Here is a 21,226-nt window from a genome sequence, read left to right as displayed (position 1 = left end):
ACAAAAAAATGGTTAAGCATTTTGTCGCTTAACCATTTTATTTTTTTATTTTTTAACATTTCCCGGGCAATATCGACGGCATTTCCTTTTATCGTCTCAATCCATTTCCCGTTTCTTATACATGATTATCGTTAAAATAGCCGAACCAATTACCCATAATGCAATAATGAACAAATGGAACCACAGATCTCCGAATCCTAATCCTTCTTCCACCTCATATGCTAATTCAATAAGCTGCACACTTGGTAAATATTCAACAAACGCTAAGAATGAATATTCTTCAACGTAACTCATTAGAAAAGATCCGAACCCAAAGATAAATACGACTGGAAGAATAATGACTGATGCTTCCATTACAGACTTTGATAATAAACCTAATATAGTTCCTAAAGCAATATAGAACAGAGTGGATAGAATAAGAGCAAATGCTATAGGAAGGATATCGGCAGGCTGATAACCCGTTAGCCAAGCACAAAGAACTACTGTGAGAATGGTGACAACAAAAGTTACCAAGCTTTTCCCAAAAATAATATCATTCATGGAAGCTGGGGAAAGCATTAAACTTCTAAGGGTATTTTTTTCCTTCTCTTCTGCAATGATTGCACACTGAATAAAGGCAGTAACCATAGCAAACACAAAATTAATTACTAAATAATGCATTTCAAGGGGAACTTCTCCCATTCTCCCATATAAAGCAGCTAGTAAGATCACGATTAATACCGTCGAACCAATGTACATATTTTTAGATAAATCCTTTAAATCTTTTTGAAAAATAGCAAGTGCACGTTTCATCGAAAATGTCATATTAGTTCCCTCCCTGTAATTTCCACAAAAATGTCCCCTAGCGTTGGTTCATTCGAATGCACAGAAATGACTTGGTCTGCAGACATATACTTATACAGCTCTTGTGCACCTTCACTGTTATTTGCTAGCACAACTTCTTTTCCATTCTTTAATTCCACACGTAATGTATGATCAGAATACTTTCTTCTTAGTTGCTTTGGTTCATCCATGATTTGAATATTTCCCTTATGTAAAAATGCAACACGATCACACAAGCTTTCCGCTTCACTCATATCATGTGTAGTCAGGAAAATGGTAGTGCCCTTCTCATTCAGTTTTTTCAATCCTCTATGAATATGCATTGAATTTACTGGATCCAAGGCAGAGGTTGGTTCATCTAAGAATAATAAATCAGGCTCATGCAGAAACGCTCTTGCCAAAGTAACACGTTGAAGCATTCCTTTAGAAAGCTTAGATACAATTTTTTTCGCTTCGTTAGCTAAGTTTACTGTCTTTAATACTTCTTCGATTCTTGTTAAAGGAACATCATAGAGCTGGCAATACAATTTTAAATTCTCATATACCGATAATCGTTGATAGAGACCGCTGTTATCTGTAATTACTCCAATTCTCTTCCTATATTCTGATGTTCTTAAAGAAGAGAAAGGCAGTCCAAGCACTTTTACTTCACCGGAAGTTGGAGTCAATTGTCCAGTCAATATTTTTATGGTTGTCGTTTTTCCTGAGCCACTCGGCCCAAGAAAGCCGAATGTTTCACCTTTTTTTACGCTAAAATCAAGATCTGCCAATGCTGTTTGATTCCCGTAGACTTTTGCTAATCCATTAACTTCGATTACATTATCCACTACTCATTCCCCTTTGCTCATTCATTTACCTTACATCACTAGATTAATAGGTTCAGGAATATAAAACACTATATTTTTAATGAAAGGAGTATAATTTAGGTTGATTGGAGCTTTTGAAAGGTGAACAGATTCATAAAATCTTTATTTCATTCCTAATAGCTCCTTTAACACAGCCATTTTCGATTTCGATAATGGGATAGATGATTTGTTTTTATCATCTAAAATTAAGCTAAAGCTATTTCTTGTCCAAGTAATGACCTCACGAACCTTTTGCAGGTTCACAATATAGGATCGATGACATCGGAAGAATCCAAACGGATGTAAACGGTCCTCTAACTGATTTAAGGTGAGCGTGCTCGGAAACATTTCTCCTTTAGTATAAATAAACGATTGACCATCATTGCTTTCAATGTAATCAATCTCTGTAGGCTCAAATAATACGATCTTCTCATTTACCTTTGTCGGAATCTTATGGAATTGGGCTGTTTTAACTTCTCGTTTCGGCTCTGCTTCCTCCATTACCTTCTCTTCTGGTTCCGTTTCAACTTTTCGCAAACCATTCTCGTCAAGACGGAAGACATGATTGGTAAATGTCAGTGCACTTTCCATGTTCCCTGTTAAAATGAGCGCACCCCTTCCTTGTTTTTGTATGTGTTCCAGAATAGATATAAAGATACGTCTCGTTTCCAAATCGACATTTAAATCGGGCTCTTCGAAAACATAAAAGCTAGGTTCGATTGCAAGAACTCGGGCGAATTGAACTCTTCTCTTCTCAGATGAAGAGAAATGCTTTATACGCATATTTTTCTTTTGTTCAAGCTGTGTAAGCTGCAAAATGTAATCAAACGTTTGTTTGAACCCATATAAGCTCCTATAGAAGGAAATATACTCTTTTGCTGTTAATCTTTCATATAGACCTTCTTCAAAGAGACATAATCCTAACTGTTTAAAATAATCCTTTTTATCTTTTAGCGTTTTTCCATTGATAATCAATTCTCCAGATGTCAAAGCATGGTCACCACTAATCATATCGATTAGTGTTTTCCTTATGTTTAATGTGGAATGAATAGCAGCAACTTCACCCTTTTCTACCTTTAAAGAAAAACACGGAAATAAGACGTTGTCCTTATCATGCTTCTCCACATTGTTAATTGCTAATAGTACCACTATTTAACCTTCTCCCCCATTTATGATTTTAAAATTTTCCAACTAATATTGTTATATCATTATTTTGGAATTAAATGGCATTAAAATTAGATAATAGTATAAGTAGCAAGATTAATTTAGATCAATTAGCAAAATCATAATTGTTATTTTCTTAAAAAACTGTTATCCTTATGTTAGAAAATTTAAATAGCAAAGCAACAACTACTAGGGGTGCCCAATAAAGGGCTGAGAGGATAGGTTTCCGACCCTTATGGACCTGATCTGGTTAATACCAGCGGAGGGAAGTAGTGTGACGAAATGTCAACCTATTATTCTCAGGATATAAAGCCTGGTCCACTTTTGGATCAGGCTTTTTGTGTACCCCCATTAGAAAGGAGGTAAAAATGAATAAGACGAGACTTTTAACGACGATGGCGGTATTTGTAGCAATTGGAACGATTACCGCTCAATTAATATGGTTTCCAGCAGGTATTGCTAGGGCTTACCCGATGCAGCATGCCATTAACGTAATAGCAGGAGTACTGTTAGGACCTGGACCAGCAGTAATCATCGCCTTTATGATTGGCGTCTTGCGAAATCTGCTAGGACTGGGAACATTACTCGCCTTTCCAGGGGGAATGGTTGGTGCATTTTTAGCAGGATATTTTTATAAAAAATCAGGGAAGAAAGGATTTGCCGCATTCGGTGAAGGTCTAGGAAGTGGAATCATTGGAGCTTTTGCTGCAGTTCCTTTTGCGTATGTCTTTATGGGCAGTGCAGTAGGTGCATTTGCATTCCTTCCACCGTTTCTTGTCAGCAGCCTTACAGGTTCGATCATTGGCTGGTTAATTATATCTCGAGTAAAAGCAAATACATTTTTATCAATACACCCAAAATAAAACTGCAAAGATAATATTATTAATCTACGAAACTACTAGGGGTGCTCTGTATGAAGAGCTGAGAGGATTAGAATCCGACCCTTATCGACCTGATCTGGTTAATACCAGCGGAGGGAAGTAGCGGAGATGCATCTACTCCTCTTTCGAATTCCCCTAGTAGCTTCCAATTTTAAAGGAGGCACTCACATGTCATTCACCAATCAATTAAGAAAAGAAAATGATCATATCTTTCAGCTCATTTTCGATCATCCCTTTGTCGATGGAATTGGAAAGGGAGACGTATCGAAGGAAGCAATCGCTCATTACATCAAAGCAGATTTTGAATATTTAAATGCGTTCATGCAAATTTATGGGATTGGGCTGTCCAAATCCTCTAAAAGAGAGGATATTGCCTATTTCTTCCAGCGAATTCAATTTATCTTAAATGATGAGGTTCACCCACATCATACGTTCTGTCATTATATTGGAGTAAACTATGAAGATTTACAGGGTTATCCCCTTCCACCAACAGCAGACCATTATATAAAGCATATGATGTACCATGCACAAACCGGAACAATGGGAGAAACACTTGGCGCCCTTCTGCCCTGTCCATGGACATATTTAGAGATTGGACAAGTGTTAATGGAAAGATACCAGCCAACAGAGGAAAATCCATTCTATGAATGGATTCGTTTTTATGGTGATCCATCTGTTGAAGCATCTACTATGGAAATGCGCAACCGACTGGATGCCCTTGCGGCGTCTGCTTCTACAGAAGAAAAAGACAAAATTAGAGAAGCATTTCAGAAGAGTTGTGAACTTGAATTAGCTTTTTGGGAAATGTCCTACACTTGTGAGGAATGGCCTTCGAAAGGATTGGTGAAAAAACTATGAGTCAAGTAGCTTGTGCACTAACCATTGCTGGTACAGATCCTAGTGGCGGAGCAGGCATTCAGGCAGATTTAAAAACATTTCAAGAACTAAAAAGCTATGGGATGTCTGTCATTACCTCTGTTGTCGCCCAAAACACAACAGGTGTTGGGGCAATCCATCACGTTCCACTGGATATCATTAAAGAGCAATTGGATTCTGTATTATCTGATATGCCTATTGATGCTTTTAAGACAGGCATGATCGCAAACATCGACATGATGAAATTAATTGCAGAAAAAATAACATCTATCCAAAAACCCTATATCATGGATCCCGTTATGGTTGCGACAAGTGGAGATGCATTAATTGAAGAAAAGGCACGGGACTATTTAAGAGAAAACCTTTTACCGCTTACAACATTAGTAACACCAAATCTATCAGAAGCTGCCTTTTTAATTGAAGAGAAAATCACTAACATTGACGAAATGAAACAAGCAGCAGTAAAAATAGTTGATGATCTTGGTGCAGGTGCCGTGCTAATTAAAGGTGGACATCTTGAAGGTGAAGCAACTGACGTGTTGTACGACGGGGATAGCTTCCATAGCTTTACCGTTAAAAGAATACCTACCAAAAACACACACGGGACAGGATGCACCTATTCCGCTGCCATTACAGCCTACCTTAGTCAGGGGATGACACTATATCAAGCCGTTGAAAAAGCGAAGCATTTTGTTACTGCGGCAATTAAATACTCCTTCCCACTAGGTTCTGGGAATGGCCCAACGAATCACTTTGCATTACGTGAGGAGGAAACGGTGAAATGAATCTTGAGGTTATCAAGCAAGTCAGAAAGAATGTACCCCTTATTCACCATCTAACCAATCAGGTTGTCATGAACTTTACAGCAAATGGGTTATTGTCCTTTGGTGGAGCACCCGTTATGGCAAAGGCAGAAGAGGAAGCACATAACATGGCATCACTTGCAGATGGCGTCCTGCTAAATATCGGTACAATTACCAGAGCTGATATAAAAGCGATGATACTTGCTGGTCAAGCTGCAAATCAAAAAGGCATACCTGTTGTATTAGATCCTGTCGGAGTGGCTGCTACATCATTTCGAACAGATGCAGTGAATGAAATACTTAAAGAAGTAAAACCGACTGTTATTAAAGGAAATGCCGGTGAACTCGCAAATTTAGTTGATACTCCTTGGGAAACAAAAGGCGTGGAGTCAATTGGAGAAGGAAACATAGCAGAAATTGCCGAAAAAGTATCTATCAAATATCAAACGACAGCGGTATTAACAGGTAAAACAGATATCATTCATACAACCAAAGAACGGATAACAAATGAAACGGGGCATCCGCTGTTAGCAAAAGTGACTGGTGCAGGTTGCTTATTAGGATCGATTTTAGCAGCTTGTTTAACAACGGATGCACCTATTGAGGACCAAGCTTATACAGCCGTTCATTTTTACGGATTAGCTGCATCCTACGCAGCAGCTAATCCAAGTGTACAAGGAAATGGCACGTTTATCGCCTCCTTCCTTGATGCACTATCTCGGGACCCTGGAACACTAGAAAGCGTGATAACATGACTAAATTTGATAGAACAATATTAAATAAATACTTTATTATGGGTAGCCAGAATTGCAAACGAAATCCAGCTGATATTCTCCTAGAGGCAATTGAAGGAGGGATCTCTAGCTTTCAATTTAGGGAAAAGGGTAAGGGATCTCTTAGTGGTGAAGACAAAGTCAATTTAGGCAAACAACTTCGTCGGATTTGCAAAAAGCATCAAATTTCTTTTATTATCAATGATGATATCGAATTAGCGGAAGTCTTAGATGTAGATGGGATTCATGTTGGACAAGATGACCTTCCTATAGAAGAAGTTAGGAGGAGATTTCCTGATAAATTTATCGGTCTTTCTATTTCTAATCAACAGGAGCTTGAAAACAGTTCGATTGCACTTGTTGATTATGTAGGAGCTGGGCCTATCTTTTCTACAAAAACAAAAAAAAATGCTAAAGAAGCTGTGGGTATCAAATGGATTCAATCGATTCGAGAGCAATACCCTCTACTTCCCATCGTTGGTATTGGAGGAATAGATCAGGTAAATGCAAAGTTTGTTCGTGAAGCCGGTGCAGATGGGGTTGCTGTTATCTCCGCTATCACTGAAGCAGCAAACATCCATGAAGCGGTGAAAGCTTTATGAAAGAAGTGGGCACATAGCAGCCCACTTTTTACTCTCTTGGCGTAATACCATTAGAAATTAATTCGATAATCCTTTCAATTTCCACTTCTTCCCTATCCCAATTACCTTCTGGTACGACAACATGTCTTGCTATAATGTACGCGAAAATCGAACCAGCTACCATACGAATAATAGTATAAGGATCTGCATCAATAATTTGTCCCTTTGCTTGGAAGTGTTCCACAACAATTATTAATTTAGCGAAAATATCTTTTCCTATATGTTCAATAAATTGTTCCTTTAACTCAGGATGAAAAGGGATTTCTTGAATAAGGATTCGTAATAAGGGCAGATTTTTCTTCAGAAATTCCGTTCTATTTTCTATCATTTCACGAATAAACTCTTGAAATGTATCGTATTCCTTATCTATTACCTTGTTAATATCATTTTTGATAAAGGGAGCCATTAATTTCACCATCATGGGAGAGACGACAGACATTAACAATCCCTTTTTGGACTTAAAATGCTTGAAAATAGTTCCTTCCGCTACTTCTGCCTTTTTCGCAATTTCATTCGTAGAAGTTGCGGCAAATCCCTTTTCAGCAAATAATTCAATTGCTGCATCTATAATTGCTCTTTGTTTTTCGGTAAGTTTTTCATTATCTTTAGACACATTAACGCCTCTTATCCTTATTGATTTCTTTGATATTAGTATAGTAGATAAGAATGTTCTTGCAAAGAAAGTTAGATTTCCCTATATTTTCTAAGAACTAATAAATTCAATAGTAAAAAGAGAGCTGAAAATCCTAGTAATAGAAGAAGATCAAGATAGATGGCTGGAAACCCTTCTCCTCTAACCATCACGTCTCTCAGTGCATCTGCTGCGTAGTATAATGGAGTATATGGCCCTATCCAGCTTAACCAATCAGATATTGTTTCTAGATTAAATAAGCCAGAGAAGAAAATCTGCGGCACCACGATGACGGGAATAAACTGAATCATTTGTAATTCATTATTCGCAAAGGAAGAAATTAGAATTCCTAATGTTAAGGCAGTCAAAGCTAGAAATAACGTAATCAACAATACATGCCAAAACGAACCTTCCATTAACATTCCTAATACATAGATAGAATACCAAGCGATTATGGTAGATTGAATCATTGTTATTAGTCCAAATCCTAGTACATAACCCATAATAATCTCCCATTTACGAATTGGAGTTGATAACAATTTCTCCAAAGTTCCTGTAGTTCGTTCTCGTATAAAAGAGACACCAGCAATAAGGAATACAAAGAAAAAGATAAAAAACCCTAACAGTACTGGTCCAAAATAGTCAAACGATCCCATATCACTGGAGCCATGCACATAAGAAATCTCTATCTCTTGTTTTGGATTACTCTCCTGTAACGGCTCAAATGCAGAACGAATCCACTTTATTGCTGCACTATTAACTGATGGATCACTACCCTCAAGTGTAATCCCAGGAGAATGATGAACAAACGTAATATAACCATCCAATTCACCGGAAGATATCTCCTTCATAGCATCTTCTTCATGAGAATATACATGGATCTCTGCACCGGTATCATCTATTTGACTTTCTATAGAACGAGGTAAATCAACCAACCCAATTTTCGGGACATAGTCTTCTCCATTAAAGACTAAATGCAACATGGTTAGGACCAGAATAGGTGCTGCAATTAACAATGCCATCGTACGTCGATCTCGAGCTATTTGCTGTAAAATTCTTTTGGTTAGTGCCATTACTTTCAACCTATTCACCCCCGAACGCCAAAAAGGCTTCTTCTAAACTATTTGTGTTCGACTTTTCCTTTAATTCCTCTGGTGTTCCTACAGCTATAATTGCACCTTCACGCATTAGTGCTAAACGGTCACATTTATCCGCTTCATCCATAACATGTGTTGTTACAATAATTGTCGTTCCTCTTTTGTTTAAGTCGTAAAACGCATCCCAAATGTTCCTTCTCAAGACAGGATCAATGCCAACAGTCGGTTCATCCAGAATTAATAATTCAGGCTCATGTAACAAGGATAAAGCCAATGATAGCCTTCTCTTCATCCCTCCAGAAAAATTCGCAACTCTTTTGTTTAAATGTGCGGATAGATCGACTAGCTCCATTACCTCCCTAATTCTTTCTCTCTGTTTTTTTCCTCGAATACCGTATATGGTAGAGAAAAATTGCAGATTCTCTTTTGCAGATAAATCCTCATATAACGCGTCTGCTTGTGCCATATATCCAATTCGCTTCATTAATGATAGCGATGGCATCCTTTGTTGAAACAAAAAGTTTTCGCCTTCTGTTGGTGTATCTAGACCAGCCAACTGTTTAACAAGAGTAGATTTTCCTGCCCCTGATGGACCTAGTAATCCAAATATTTCCCCGTCTTTAATTTCCAGTTCTATTCCTGACAGCACTTGATGTTTTCCAAATGTCTTGGAAACATGACGAATCGAAATACAAACATTATCATCCATTATACTCTCCCCCTAAAATGAGTGATTACTCACTATAAATAATATTCCACTTACCGCATTTTTGTCAAGTGAGTAATCACTCAATATCTATGTAAAAAAACAATCAGAAGGGGATAAACCTAACTGATTGTTTTCATTTATTTATTTATTTCTCTCCGCATAAATACGCATTGCGTCTCGCATAAACACCGAAAGACCTTCACCGAATTTATCAATATTTCTCGTGAAACGTTCATCCTCTACGTACATTTGACCAAGCCCTTGGAATGCTTCCAGTGAATAATCCCCTATTTTATTTAAAGCGTTATACCAGAGTTCTATTCGCTCTTGAGCAATGTTAGAATGTGCTGATTCATGGCGTACCTCTGCCAATTTACGATAGATATCATTAAACTCCTCCTGAAAATCTGTTAGCTGTTGTTTCGACATTCTCCCCATCTTATCCTTCGACTTGTCAACAGCTTCATTTCCCCACCGTTCACGTGCTTCTTGCTCATATGGATTTTGGCTGAAATCAAATCCTTCAAACTGCTCTTTCTTTGACATAACAATCTCTCCTTTATGGTGCTGAATGGTTTTCTCAACAGTCCGTATCATTCTAGTTAATCGATCTCTTTTCTCGATTAACATCTTTCTGTGCAGTTCCAATGCTTCGTTTTGATTAAACGACGGACTGTCAATGATTTCTTTTATTTTCTTTAAAGGGAAGCCAAGCTCTCTAAAAAAGAGAATTTGCTGGAGGCGGTCTAATTCTTTATCACTGTAGATTCGATAACCCGCTTCTGTTGTATCACTCGGATGCAGAAGACCAATCTCATCATAATGATGCAGCGTGCGCACGCTTATCCCAACTAAATCAGCAACTTCCTTTATTCTCATGATTTTTCCCTCCCTTTATACAACACTATAAAGTATCACGTAACGTAAGAGTCAATAAAAACTTCCACTGATTGAAGTTAAACTTATGTGTGAATGCCTATTCTTTCCAGAATTGCTCCCAAACTAGACCATTTCCCCATATAGTAAAGGGAAGATCATTTAAGGAGGAAGTATAGATGGAAAATTACTATTCACAAAATAATCCTTATGAGCAAGGGTATTATACAGATGAAGATGAAAGACAATTTAGCGTCCCAGGATTCCCTAGCACTGGATTTCCTGGAAGTACACCCGGTGGATTCCCTGGTGGTACTCCCGGTGGATTCCCTGGTGGTACTCCCGGCGGATTCCCTGGTGGTACTCCCGGCGGATTTCCTGGAGGTGCTCCCGGCGGATTCCCTGGTGGTGCTCCTGGTGGATTCCCTGGTGGCGGACCTGGTGCAGGGCAAAGTGGACCACCAAGCTCTCCACCACCGAGCTTCACGCCTCAACTATCCCAGTTCCAAACATTTGCAGTAGATCCAGGTGCTATTCGCGGTTGCCTATTTCGTTACACATATATTTGGTTACGAAATGATGCATTCTGGTTTTTTCCAACATTTATCGGAAGAAACTCCGTTGCAGGTTGGAGATGGATTGGCTGGAGATGGGTATACTTTGGTATTGACTTAAATCGGATTCTATCTTTTCAATGCTTCTAAAAGAAAAAACAGAGATTGCGGATGCAATTTCTGTTTTTTTCTTTTACAGGTTTTTATAAAGGTATCGGCATATTGGAGCCAAAAGGATTACACCAAAATAACGAAGCTCATAGTAAAGGCTCTTAATTATTTATCTACTTTCTTACGCATTTCCCTTTGCCAGATAAGACCTTGTTCTAACGCCATTTTCTTCGCTATTCTCGGTGCGTTCCATAATGGCGGTAATAAGAGAAGTGAAACAGGAACTGCCGTAATAACAATTGAATTCTGTATCGATGTAATGCTGTCCTCGCCTACATTCAATATCATTACCGTTGTTAAGCCAAAAATAATAGCCCAGAAAACTCGCAGCCATCTGTCGGGATGATCGTTCCCCGTTAATGTCGCAGCGACAGTATACGCCATCGTGTCTGCGGTGGTTGCAACAAAAACAATGGCTACAAATAAGAATCCTAACCCGATTAGCGTTCCAGCAGGCAGCTGATCTGTAATGGCCATAAGTGCCGCTGGCATACCACCTTCATTTAGCGCACCAGATACCGAACCAGGATTTTCTGTTTCAAAGAAAACACCCGTTCCACCTACAATAGAAAACCAGAAATTAGTTACGATGGGTGCTATAAGGGAGACTGCAATAACTAATTCGCGTATTGTCCTCCCACGTGAAATACGACTAATAAACACGATTAGCATTGGAGCATAACCAATGAACCATCCCCAGAAAAAGATTGTCCACCAAGCTAGCCAATCATGATCCCCACGGTATAGACTCATTTCAAAGAAGTTTTGAATATGAAATCCTGTCCCTCCAACAAACGCATCAAAAATAAACATCGTTGGGCCGATAATTAAAACCACAATTGCTAAGAATATCGTGAAGATAACATTAAAATTACTTAAATGATAAATACCACGATCTACTCCCGTTCCAGCTGAAATAGCAGCAATCCCAGATAATAACAGGACTACAATAACGCTCACCGTCAAAGTATTTGGTATGCCAAACAGATGATTCAAACCATAGGAAATCTGAAGCCCTAAAAATCCTAGAGGACCAAGTGTTCCTGCAACTGTAGCAATAATGGAAAATACATCGGCAGCTGTTCCAATGATACTCTTATGATAAATCTTCTCTCCAAATATTGGATAAAGCAAACCCCTAGGGCGCAATGGTAATTTCTTATTATAATGCACATACATCATCACAATGGTCGATAGTGTCCCAAGAATCGCCCAAGCTGAGAAGCCCCAATGCATAAAGGATTGAGCAAAAGCAGCAGGAATATTATTAAATTCCCCACCCCCAAAAAGTGGTGGGGTTGCCATGTAGTGCTGTATTGGTTCTGTAGCAGCCCAAAACACACCGCCACTTGCCAGTAGCGTTATCAAAATCATCGAAACCCAGCCAAAAAAGCTATATTTTGGTTTATACATATTCCCTAAACGAACTTTTCCATACTTTGAAATGGCTAGCCCTAAACCAATGAAGAAGTTTAATAATAATAATACTTGCCAGTAAGCGCCAAATACATCCGCTGACAAATCAAATAGTGTAGAAATGGCCGTTCCCACCATCCCACTATTCACAAACGATAGGATAATAAAGCCTATCAAAAAACCTCCACTTATAATAAATACTGGCCAATCTAACTTCTGTCTTTTCTTTGATTTCACGTTTTTCCTCCTAGTTGTCCGTAGCAAGCAACAATTAAGTTGCGATTATAAGATGTATGATTTCCATTTGATACAATGAAGAAATGTCATCTCTTTTACTTGCATTATTTAAATTAGTTTATACTACAAATGTTGTTAAAGGAGAAATTCTACGGTATCTGTCCGACTAACATAAAGAGCACAACACCTCCTTAAAATGTTTTGTTATTTGCTTAATAAATATACTAGGGTAATAATAATTAAATCCAAACTAATATAACAGAATATTCAAAATAATGCGGTTGACAAAAATATAAGAGGCTGTCAAATACCAGATTGGTAATTGCTATAAATAAACAAAGCAATTACGCTGGGACAGCCTCTTATTTGGTTTATCCTTCTTTAATAATATCTTCTACTGTTGTCTCTACTTCTTTTCGAGACATCTTTTCCCTTCCACTTTCTAAAGATAGTAACGTTTGTTTTGCTAATGCTAATGGTATTTTACAAAAGTGTATAATGTTCTTTGTTTCAATTGATTCTAAGTATTGGTCAGCCTTTTGCAGGTTTCCTTTTGCATAGGCAAATAAATCATCTCTTGTCCAATCTTTAGGTAAAAAGCTCACACCACGTTCAGCATCTTCATGCTGGTTGCGCAGCATATTTACTGCTTGAAGCCCTCTGCCATATCCAATTGCCAAGTCACGATCTGTTTTGGTATCATCATACCATTCCCATATATCCGATAACATAACACCAACTAAACCAGCTACATAATATGTATATTCGTCTAAATCCTCTTTACTCTCCACTAAAAAGTCGCGCTCAACCCACTTCGCCATACCACCGGCCATTATACTTGTCGATTCCTTGACCTTTTCCAAAATACCTGGTGGACATACCTGAAGCCAGTCTCCAAGCCTCAATGTAACCTCAGGTAAATCAGATGCAAATGGCTTCACCAATTGATGATACGCTTCTTCATTAAAAGGAGCTTTTAACAGATCACGAATAGCACGCAGCAAATGTTGCTTTGTTTCGCTTTCAAGTGTTTCGTGGTCTTCTATTTCATCTATCGCACGCATACATAGATATGCGGAACCCACTGTCATCTTTAAAGTTGGATTTAATAAACTTATGGGGATAAAAAATGTTCTACTAGTATTTTTTAATACACGCATTGCGTCCTTTTTTAACTTCTTTTCTGTACTCATTGGTCTTTCTCCTTCCATGAGGTACTACCAGTATAACAAATATCCCAAATTATTTCTTTTAATTCGAATACCTTTTTCTTTATACCCAATCTTATTAATACTTAAACCTTGTTCTTATTATTTTTTTTAATGTGGTTCGGCTTGAATTATGAGGAAATTAGCCATACTATATTAAATGTATCTTCAAGGTTGTTGAAAAACCCAAACAAGATGGAAACAAACACTTCAACTATAGAAAGGCGATTATATGGACAAAAGAGTTTACTTACTAACCATTGTTTCATTTGTGGTTGGTATGGTTGAGTTAATTATTGGCGGAATTATTGATCTCGTGGCAGAAGATTTGAATGTAAGCTTGGGACAAGCAGGTTTACTCATTACTATCTTCTCGTTAACATTTGCAGTCTCTGCACCGATTTTATCTGCTGCTACTGCTAGATTCGAACGTAAACAATTAACGCTTATCACACTGCTTGTTTTCTTAGTAGGAAATGTCATCGCAGTATTCAGCCCAAGCTATTGGGTTTTATTTATCGGCAGAATTATCTCTGCCGCCAGCAGTTCTTTGCTTATCGTGTTATGTGTTGTGATGGCTGCTAATATTGTAGAACATAAATATCGCGGGCGCGCGATTGGAATTGTAAATATGGGTGTTAGTGGTTCACTAGTGCTCGGGGTCCCTATTGGTTTAACGTTAGGCGATGCATTTGGCTGGAGAGCTCCATTTCTATTTATTTCGATTTTAACCTTGTTTTCTATTGCAGGCATTTATTTCTTTATGGAAAAAGTCGCTCCTACTAAACAGCTCTCCCTCCGGAAGCAATTTGCTACATTGAAGGACAAGCAAATTCTATTCGCGCACTCGACAACCTTTATTCTACTTGCTGGACATGCAACCCTTTATGCATATCTCACTCCTTTTGCACAAATAACAATGGACTTAGATGCAAGCTGGATTAGTATCATTTACTTCATTTTTGGTATCGCAGCAGTTAGTGGTGGTGCGGTTGGCGGTACCTTTTCGGATCGATTTGGTTCCAAGATTACGATTTATTCTGTAATTGTTATCTTTGCGTTTGCTATTTTTATTATTCCTTATACGACATTCTCCCTTCCTATCTTCCTCGTAGTCATGATTATTTGGGGAATGATGAGTTGGACCGTTACTCCACCAATGCAAAGCTATTTAATGAATGTGTCACCAGAAACAGCCAGCATTCAGGTAAGCCTTAATAATTCTGCATTACACTTAGGCATAGCAGTCGGATCCATGATTGGGGGCTTTGTGATTGAGTATGCTTCTGTAGAACAGAATGCAACCGTCGGCGGCATTCTTGCGGTCCTTTCGTTTGGAACCATTTATCTCTCAATGAGAGAAAATAAACGAAAAGCACGGAGTGAATCTTAGGTGTTCAGACGCCATTGAAGCTGGAGAAAGCGTGCTCCTATGGAGTACGCTTTTTCTGAATCATTCAGAAATTAAAATGGAATATCTATCTTCTTTCAACTATAATGAGAGCAAAGATGGAAAAGGAGTAAGGAAATGAAGGAACCCAGCAGATTTATGAAGTTTATTGGCGGCAGAAACATGTTTTACTTGTTAACCCTATTAATCTTATTAGGATTAACTATATTCATCTACACAAAAGTCTCTTTTATTTTTCATCCAATTATAGTTATTTTCTCTACCATAACACCACCTATTATATTAGCATTTATTGCTTATTACCTGTTAAATCCTATTGTCGACTACTTAGAAAAAAAGCGAGTAAAACGGATCTGGGGGATTATTCTTCTCATCCTATTTATTGCAGGGCTATTAACTGGAATTATTCTATTAATTGCTCCAGCCATTGAATCACAAATTGAAGGTTTAGTTGAAAATTTCCCTACCTACATAAGTCAGTTAGGTGCCAGTATTACAACCTGGCTGCAAAATTCGTTCCTTGGCCCATACTATGAAGAAGGTTACAACTGGCTAGTAACGAATTTCAGTGATATTCCTTCCATGATTGGTTCCTATATTACAAATGCCTTTCAAGGAGTAAGAAATATTGCTAGTACAGTTACTAATGTGGCAGTAGCGATTGTAACATTTCCATTTATTTTATTCTTTTTACTTAAAGACGGAAAAAGATTTAAAGAATTTTGCTTAAAGTTATTACCACCAGGGTTCAGAGATGATGCAAATCAAATCTTAAGGAACATGGACACACAAGTAGGTTCATATATTCAAGGGCAGATTATTGTTGCATCCTGTATAGGGATTCTACTATTTATCGGTTATAAGATTATCGGTTTAGAATATGCAATAACTCTAGCTATCATTGCAGCTGTAACGAGCGTAATTCCATATCTAGGGCCAACCATTGCTATTATTCCAGCTGTGATTATAGCCATTGTACACTCTCCATTTATGGTATTAAAGCTAGCAATTGTTTGGATTGCTGTTCAATTCTTAGAAGGAAACATCATTTCGCCAAATATCATGGGGAAAACGATGCAAATCCATCCGCTAACTATTATTATTGTATTACTAGTTGCCGGAAATCTGTTTGGAATTATTGGGGTCATTTTAGGGATTCCTGGTTATGCAATAATTAAGGTGCTTGTCATGTATTTATTTAATAAATTTAAACATAGATACAATAAATATTTTGGCGAAGTATATGGTGCCTACCAAGATAGTGATGAAAACAAGTAAAAGGAAAACGCACAGCATCGTGCGTTTTCCTTTTATACGTTAATTAGCAACGAATGTAATCTTGTTTGCGCTGCCTCTTTATCTTCCCTTACTTCCGCTGCTTTCATTGCCTTCCTATATAGAATAGATGCCTTTTCTATATCCGCCATGTCTTGACCCATTTCTGGATTATATAAATCACCCCAGTGAATATAAACCCAAGGAGCATGCTCATTATCAGCTAGGTAAGTTTGAAAAATTTCATCAGCCTTTTCCGTATCCCCCAGAAAGAAATGAGATTCTCCTAAAGCAACTACCATTGTTTCTATAATTGTTTTATTAGAGTTTGAGAATTTCTCTAATACATCTTCCGCCAATATTTTGCGCATATGATGATAGTAGCTATCAGTAAAACCGTTATACAACAAAGCCTGTTCAAAATCTAACAGCCATTCTGAAAAAGTCTTTGCAAGCACACTATTAGTTATTTTATCCACCTCTTCCACAGAGGTGATTTTTTTTCCACCTAACCACTGTTGAAACTCTCTCCATAACTTCCACCATAGAGTCACCTTATATAAATCATCCTTTGCATTTCCATCTGATCCATATCCCTCCTGCATCAGATGTTGAAGCGTTTCTAATAAAAGATGATCTGGTGCTAATCTTTCCGCTAAAGCTACAATCGCAGCAGTTATTCTTCTTTCTCCTTCATTATTCAAATGGGCAATGATATTCCATTTGTGAAGTAGTTCGTTAACTGAATCAACTAGTCTCAATTCACTCACTAATTGTTGTTTATTTATATGAATTCCAGAATCATGCAGCATCTGAAAAATTTGCTCTGTTTCCATTTGTTTTGGGTGTAATTTTTTTGGCTTTAAATCTATTGTTTTCTCCAGATTCGTATCATCTTCCCTTACTTTCGAGTTCCCTTTAACTGGTTTCGGTAGATAAAGACAGCATTTTTTATACTTTTTCCCGCTCCCGCATGGACAAGGGGCATTCCTTCCAATTTTCATAAACATCCTCCTCCCCTCTCATCGCCTATTATCTTATTAGTTTATGAATCCCTCACAATATCCTCATAATATTCTACATGAACCAGCTAGAATCCTTTCTTTATCAATTGCAATTTCTTTACAATTTATTAACGCAAACCCTCTTGTTAAAGAGGTATGTAAATAAAGTGTCTGGTCCAATCACACCGAGAAAACATATAAAAAAACCCGCAGTATGAATTACTACGAGTTTAGATTAAAAATTTACATCAATTCCTGTGCTTGCCATTTCTCCGGAAGAAAATAAGGATAAGTAAGCCCATTCCTAATCCGATTGCACCGCCAATTTCAAACGACTGAATTAATACACCAAGTCCTGCACCTAATGCCAAACAAAGGATAAATAATAGCCCTAGTATTGCTTCATCCATTTCTTCACCCCCAAAACACCTCCTTATAGTTTATTATGGTCGGCTCATTTTTGTTCCTATTAAAATTAAAGGGAATAATTCAATAATTGACTATTGCTATAATTCACCTTTCATGGTTACAATGAATTAATATCAAATTCTTGAATAAACACGAGGTGATCTAGTGGGGAACAATGTATCTATCGGCCTATTAGGCTTAGGTGTAGTCGGGTCAGGAGTAATTAAGCTAATTGAAAGCCATCAGGAAAAATTGTCACACCAACTTGGCTGTAATGTCGATGTAAAAGGTGTTTTAGTACGTGATCTGGATAAGTATCGCGAAGTAGGAGTAGATCAAAGAATTCTTACCACAAATCCAGACGATGTCATTCAAAATCCTGAAATTGATATTATTGTAGAAGTAATGGGTGGTATTGAACTTGCCCGTGAGTATATATTAAAGGCTTTTGCAGCAAAGAAACATGTTGTTACAGCAAATAAGGACCTTGTTGCACTATATGGTCCTGAATTACAGGAAGCAGCTAGCAATAATAAATGTGACTTTTATTATGAGGCTAGTGTAGCTGGCGGTATCCCTATTTTACGCAGTATTAATGATGGGTTATCCTCTGACCTCATTCGAAAAGTAATGGGAATTGTCAATGGAACGACCAACTATATTTTAACCAAAATGGATAAAGAAGGACTCAGCTACGAAACAGCATTGAAACAAGCACAGGAGCTTGGATTCGCTGAAGCTGACCCAACCTCCGATGTAGAAGGTTTGGATGCAGCACGTAAAATGGCTATTCTTTGCCGCCTTGCATTCTCAATGGATGTTGATTTAAATGACGTAGAGGTAAAAGGAATTTCTTCTATAGATCTAGAGGATTTAAACTATGCAAAACAGTTAGACCTAACAATGAAGTTAATTGGCTATGCTAATTTTGAAGATCAGAAGCTGGATGTGAGTGTGCAGCCTACTCTTTTATCTCATAACCATCCGCTTTCAAGTGTAAACAATGAATATAATGCAGTTTATGTATATGGCGAAGCTGTTGGCGAAACGATGTTCTATGGTCCCGGTGCTGGAAGCTTACCAACAGCAACAGCAATTATGTCTGATGTGGTTACGGTTATCAAAAATATGCTATTAAATGTAACAGGTACCCAATTTGTTGAGCCACATTTCAAGAAAGATTTGAAAGCACCCTCTGAGCGATTTGCACAATATTATGTAAGAATGCACGTAAAAGATGAAGTAGGCGTACTATCCATCATATCTAAACTATTTAATGAAAGAAAGATTAGCTTCAAGCAGATTTTGCAAAATCCTGTGAAAGAAAAAGGTACAGCAGAAATCGTTGTCGTTACACACCAAACTTCATTAGAAAACTTCCGGACTGCCATGAAGCAATTACATGAACTGGATGAGGTTATCGAAATTAAAAGCAACTACAAAGTCGAAGGAGATGCAGAAGAATGAGTTGGAACGGATTATTGCATGAATATAAGGAACTTTTGCCAGTTACCGAAAATACACCAAGTTTAACATTACATGAAGGTAACACCCCACTCTTCCATTTTCCAAACCTATCTAAAAAGCTTGGGATTGAGCTATATGGTAAATTTGAGGGTCTTAATCCAACAGGTTCCTTCAAAGACAGAGGAATGGTCGTTGCTGTAGCAAAGGCAATAGAAGATGGTAGTAAATCCATTATTTGCGCATCTACTGGAAATACATCCGCATCAGCTGCTGCCTATGCGGCACGTGCTGGAATTCGAGCAATTATTGTGATTCCCAAAGGAAAAGTCGCTTTAGGTAAGCTTGCTCAAGCGGTAATGTACGGCGCAGAAATCGTGGAGATTGATGGTAACTTCGACGAAGCGCTTAAAATGGTACGAAAAATCAGCGAAACATCACCTGTAACGCTTGTAAACTCCGTTAACCCATACAGAATAGAAGGGCAAAAAACAGCTGCATTTGAAATCTGTGATACACTTGGTTCGGCTCCTGACATTCTCGCTATCCCTGTAGGTAATGCTGGCAATATCAGTGCTTACTGGAAAGGCTTCAAGGAGTACCATGAGACAAAACAAACAGGGCTACCTAGAATGTTTGGGTTTGAAGCAGAAGGAGCAGCTGCTATTGTAAATAATCAAGTTATAGAGAATCCTGAAACAGTAGCCACGGCGATTCGTATTGGAAACCCGGCAAGCTGGGATCTAGCTGTAAATGCTCGTGACGAATCGAAGGGGAAAATCGAGTCCGTAACAGATGAAGAAATTGTACATGCCTTTAAGTTAATCGCACGTGAAGAAGGCGTATTTGCTGAACCGGGTTCCTGTGCCTCCATTGCAGGAGTACTCCAGCAAGTAAAAAATGGCCAAATTGAAAAAGGTAGTAAAGTCGTTGCAGTACTAACTGGCAATGGACTCAAAGACCCTCAAACAGCTATTGACCAGATGGAAATCAATCCTGTGTCGCTTCCTAACGATGAATCAGCTGTTCAAGAATATATCGAAACTATGGTGAGTGTATGAGGCCTTTTCGTATAATTGTACCAGCTAGTTCTGGAAACGTAGGCCCTGGATTTGATTCCATGGGGCTTGCAGTAAATCTTTTCCTGGAATTAGAAGTGAGCGAATCTGCAGAGTGGGAATTTATTCAACCCTCTCTTGATTTGAATCTCGAAAGTTACGAAGAACATTTCATTTACAGCATTGCTAAAAAAATTGCAGATAAACATCAGAAAACATTGCCTGCCTGTAAGGTGGTAGAAAAAAGTGCGATTCCTTTAGCACGTGGTCTTGGCAGTAGTGCGTCCGCCATTTTGGCTGGTATTGAAATTGCCAACCAAGCTTGTGAGTTAAAGCTTTCCAAGGAAGAAAAGCTTCAATATGGTACAGAAATTGAGGGGCATCCAGATAATATTGCTCCTGCACTTTTTGGCGGTTTAGTCATCTCTACACTTCTTGAAGATGAGATTGAGCATATTCAACTTCAAGATTTAGATTTTGATATTGTGGTTTACATACCAGATGTCGAACTTAAAACAGAAGCGGCAAGAGCGGCACTTCCAGAGAGCTATCCGAGAAATCTTGCTGCAGCTGCAAGTGGCGTTAGCAATATTACGGTCGCAGCACTTGTAAAAGGGGATTACCAGCTTGCAGGCAAAATGATGGAAAAAGATCTATTCCATGAGCCATACCGGGCCTCACTGATTCCTAATTATGATATGATCCGTAGTGAAGCCAAAAAACTAGGTGCCTATGGGACCATTATTAGTGGTGCTGGCCCTACCATGATGTCCTTTGTTCCAAACGGAGAAGGACAGGCTGTGGCATTAAAAATGAAAGATGTGCTTCCTGATTATCAGATGAAAGCTTTACAGGTCGATACGACTGGGTTAAAGGTAGAAAGCTTATAATGATTAAAAACC

Annotated in this window: 22 protein-coding genes and 2 riboswitches; of the genes, 11 read left to right on the top strand and 11 right to left on the bottom strand. The window is 38.2% G+C overall.

Annotated elements, in window-relative coordinates; genetic code table 11:
- Positions 1-96 precede the first annotated feature (96 nt).
- The 3 genes from D8M04_RS15670 to D8M04_RS15660 form a co-directional block, all read right to left on the bottom strand.
- Positions 97-804, bottom strand: a complete 708-nt coding sequence (locus tag D8M04_RS15670) for an ABC transporter permease (RefSeq protein ID WP_121524364.1) — start codon at positions 802-804, stop codon at positions 97-99.
- On the bottom strand, positions 801-1,649 hold the full coding sequence (locus D8M04_RS15665; RefSeq protein ID WP_121524363.1) for an ABC transporter ATP-binding protein: 849 nt from the start codon (positions 1,647-1,649) through the stop codon (positions 801-803). The genes D8M04_RS15670 and D8M04_RS15665 overlap by 4 nt, the downstream gene beginning before the upstream one ends.
- Before the next feature lie 141 nt (positions 1,650-1,790).
- Positions 1,791-2,816 carry a LytTR family transcriptional regulator DNA-binding domain-containing protein gene (locus tag D8M04_RS15660; RefSeq protein ID WP_121524362.1) on the bottom strand — a complete coding sequence of 342 codons (1,026 nt, stop codon included), beginning with the start codon at positions 2,814-2,816 and terminating at the stop codon, positions 1,791-1,793.
- 196 nt (positions 2,817-3,012) lie between these two features.
- A riboswitch (TPP riboswitch) is annotated at positions 3,013-3,116 on the top strand.
- Positions 3,117-3,199: 83 nt separating this feature from the next.
- On the opposite strand from D8M04_RS15660, the gene thiW reads away from it, so the two are divergent.
- The 5 genes from thiW to thiE all read left to right on the top strand — a co-directional run bounded on the left by thiW (position 3,200) and on the right by thiE (position 6,766).
- On the top strand, positions 3,200-3,694 hold the full coding sequence (gene thiW / locus D8M04_RS15655; RefSeq protein WP_121524361.1) for an energy coupling factor transporter S component ThiW: 495 nt from the start codon (positions 3,200-3,202) through the stop codon (positions 3,692-3,694).
- A gap of 27 nt (positions 3,695-3,721) precedes the next feature.
- Positions 3,722-3,827, top strand: a riboswitch (TPP riboswitch).
- 53 nt (positions 3,828-3,880) lie between these two features.
- Positions 3,881-4,570: a thiaminase II gene (tenA, locus tag D8M04_RS15650; protein ID WP_121524360.1), complete on the top strand. Its 690-nt coding sequence runs from the start codon at positions 3,881-3,883 to the stop codon at positions 4,568-4,570.
- Positions 4,567-5,373, top strand: a complete 807-nt coding sequence (gene thiD, locus D8M04_RS15645) for a bifunctional hydroxymethylpyrimidine kinase/phosphomethylpyrimidine kinase (protein ID WP_121524359.1) — start codon at positions 4,567-4,569, stop codon at positions 5,371-5,373. Before tenA ends, thiD begins: the two co-directional genes overlap by 4 nt.
- On the top strand, positions 5,370-6,146 hold the full coding sequence (gene thiM, locus D8M04_RS15640; protein ID WP_121524358.1) for a hydroxyethylthiazole kinase: 777 nt from the start codon (positions 5,370-5,372) through the stop codon (positions 6,144-6,146). Before thiD ends, thiM begins: the two co-directional genes overlap by 4 nt.
- Complete coding sequence (thiE, locus tag D8M04_RS15635; protein ID WP_121524357.1) at positions 6,143-6,766, top strand: thiamine phosphate synthase; 624 nt, start codon at positions 6,143-6,145, stop codon at positions 6,764-6,766. The genes thiM and thiE overlap by 4 nt, the downstream gene beginning before the upstream one ends.
- Before the next feature lie 28 nt (positions 6,767-6,794).
- Here the strand turns inward: thiE and D8M04_RS15630 are convergent, their stop codons facing one another.
- The 4 genes from D8M04_RS15630 to D8M04_RS15615 all read right to left on the bottom strand — a co-directional run bounded on the left by D8M04_RS15630 (position 6,795) and on the right by D8M04_RS15615 (position 10,121).
- Entirely contained in the window at positions 6,795-7,418 is a 624-nt protein-coding gene (locus D8M04_RS15630; protein ID WP_246001300.1) for a TetR/AcrR family transcriptional regulator, read from the bottom strand.
- 71 nt (positions 7,419-7,489) lie between these two features.
- Positions 7,490-8,518 carry an ABC transporter permease gene (locus tag D8M04_RS15625; protein WP_121524355.1) on the bottom strand — a complete coding sequence of 343 codons (1,029 nt, stop codon included), beginning with the start codon at positions 8,516-8,518 and terminating at the stop codon, positions 7,490-7,492.
- A 1-nt stretch (position 8,519) separates the two neighbouring features.
- Positions 8,520-9,242, bottom strand: coding sequence for an ABC transporter ATP-binding protein (locus tag D8M04_RS15620; protein WP_121524354.1), 723 nt, complete (start codon positions 9,240-9,242; stop codon positions 8,520-8,522).
- Between the two features lie 141 nt (positions 9,243-9,383).
- The gene (locus D8M04_RS15615; RefSeq protein ID WP_121524353.1) at positions 9,384-10,121 is read right to left on the bottom strand and encodes a MerR family transcriptional regulator; all 738 of its coding nucleotides are present in this window, start codon (positions 10,119-10,121) and stop codon (positions 9,384-9,386) included.
- A 176-nt stretch (positions 10,122-10,297) separates the two neighbouring features.
- Between D8M04_RS15615 and D8M04_RS15610 the strand changes: the two genes are divergently transcribed.
- Complete coding sequence (locus D8M04_RS15610; RefSeq protein ID WP_121524352.1) at positions 10,298-10,822, top strand: hypothetical protein; 525 nt, start codon at positions 10,298-10,300, stop codon at positions 10,820-10,822.
- Between the two features lie 126 nt (positions 10,823-10,948).
- Here the strand turns inward: D8M04_RS15610 and D8M04_RS15605 are convergent, their stop codons facing one another.
- The gene (locus D8M04_RS15605; protein WP_121524351.1) at positions 10,949-12,496 is read right to left on the bottom strand and encodes a BCCT family transporter; all 1,548 of its coding nucleotides are present in this window, start codon (positions 12,494-12,496) and stop codon (positions 10,949-10,951) included.
- A 371-nt stretch (positions 12,497-12,867) separates the two neighbouring features.
- Positions 12,868-13,689: a squalene/phytoene synthase family protein gene (locus D8M04_RS15600; RefSeq protein ID WP_121524350.1), complete on the bottom strand. Its 822-nt coding sequence runs from the start codon at positions 13,687-13,689 to the stop codon at positions 12,868-12,870.
- A 247-nt stretch (positions 13,690-13,936) separates the two neighbouring features.
- On the opposite strand from D8M04_RS15600, the gene D8M04_RS15595 reads away from it, so the two are divergent.
- Positions 13,937-15,097 (top strand): MFS transporter, encoded by a 1,161-nt coding sequence (locus D8M04_RS15595; protein ID WP_121524349.1) that lies wholly within the window; start codon positions 13,937-13,939, stop codon positions 15,095-15,097.
- A gap of 135 nt (positions 15,098-15,232) precedes the next feature.
- On the top strand, positions 15,233-16,393 hold the full coding sequence (locus tag D8M04_RS15590) for an AI-2E family transporter (RefSeq protein ID WP_121524348.1): 1,161 nt from the start codon (positions 15,233-15,235) through the stop codon (positions 16,391-16,393).
- A gap of 32 nt (positions 16,394-16,425) precedes the next feature.
- On the opposite strand, the gene D8M04_RS20285 is transcribed toward D8M04_RS15590, so the two are convergent.
- Both D8M04_RS20285 and D8M04_RS20055 read right to left on the bottom strand, forming a co-directional pair.
- Entirely contained in the window at positions 16,426-17,394 is a 969-nt protein-coding gene (locus D8M04_RS20285; RefSeq protein WP_222928597.1) for an SEC-C metal-binding domain-containing protein, read from the bottom strand.
- A 248-nt stretch (positions 17,395-17,642) separates the two neighbouring features.
- Positions 17,643-17,804 carry a hypothetical protein gene (locus D8M04_RS20055; protein WP_158595143.1) on the bottom strand — a complete coding sequence of 54 codons (162 nt, stop codon included), beginning with the start codon at positions 17,802-17,804 and terminating at the stop codon, positions 17,643-17,645.
- A gap of 163 nt (positions 17,805-17,967) precedes the next feature.
- On the opposite strand from D8M04_RS20055, the gene D8M04_RS15580 reads away from it, so the two are divergent.
- Genes D8M04_RS15580 through thrB form a run of 3 tightly spaced genes read left to right on the top strand, consistent with a single transcriptional unit; the run spans position 17,968 to position 21,214 of the window.
- On the top strand, positions 17,968-19,269 hold the full coding sequence (locus D8M04_RS15580) for a homoserine dehydrogenase (RefSeq protein WP_121524347.1): 1,302 nt from the start codon (positions 17,968-17,970) through the stop codon (positions 19,267-19,269).
- Entirely contained in the window at positions 19,266-20,327 is a 1,062-nt protein-coding gene (thrC, locus tag D8M04_RS15575) for a threonine synthase (RefSeq protein ID WP_121524346.1), read from the top strand. The genes D8M04_RS15580 and thrC overlap by 4 nt, the downstream gene beginning before the upstream one ends.
- The gene (gene thrB, locus D8M04_RS15570) at positions 20,324-21,214 is read left to right on the top strand and encodes a homoserine kinase (RefSeq protein WP_121524345.1); all 891 of its coding nucleotides are present in this window, start codon (positions 20,324-20,326) and stop codon (positions 21,212-21,214) included. Before thrC ends, thrB begins: the two co-directional genes overlap by 4 nt.
- The last annotated feature ends 12 nt before the right edge of the window (positions 21,215-21,226 follow it).

Source organism: Oceanobacillus piezotolerans (assembly GCF_003665065.1).
Classification (GTDB): Bacteria; Bacillota; Bacilli; order Bacillales; family Amphibacillaceae; genus Oceanobacillus; species Oceanobacillus piezotolerans.
The sequence above is the reverse complement of the archived record's forward strand: the minus strand, read 5'-3'. Positions and strand labels throughout refer to the sequence as shown.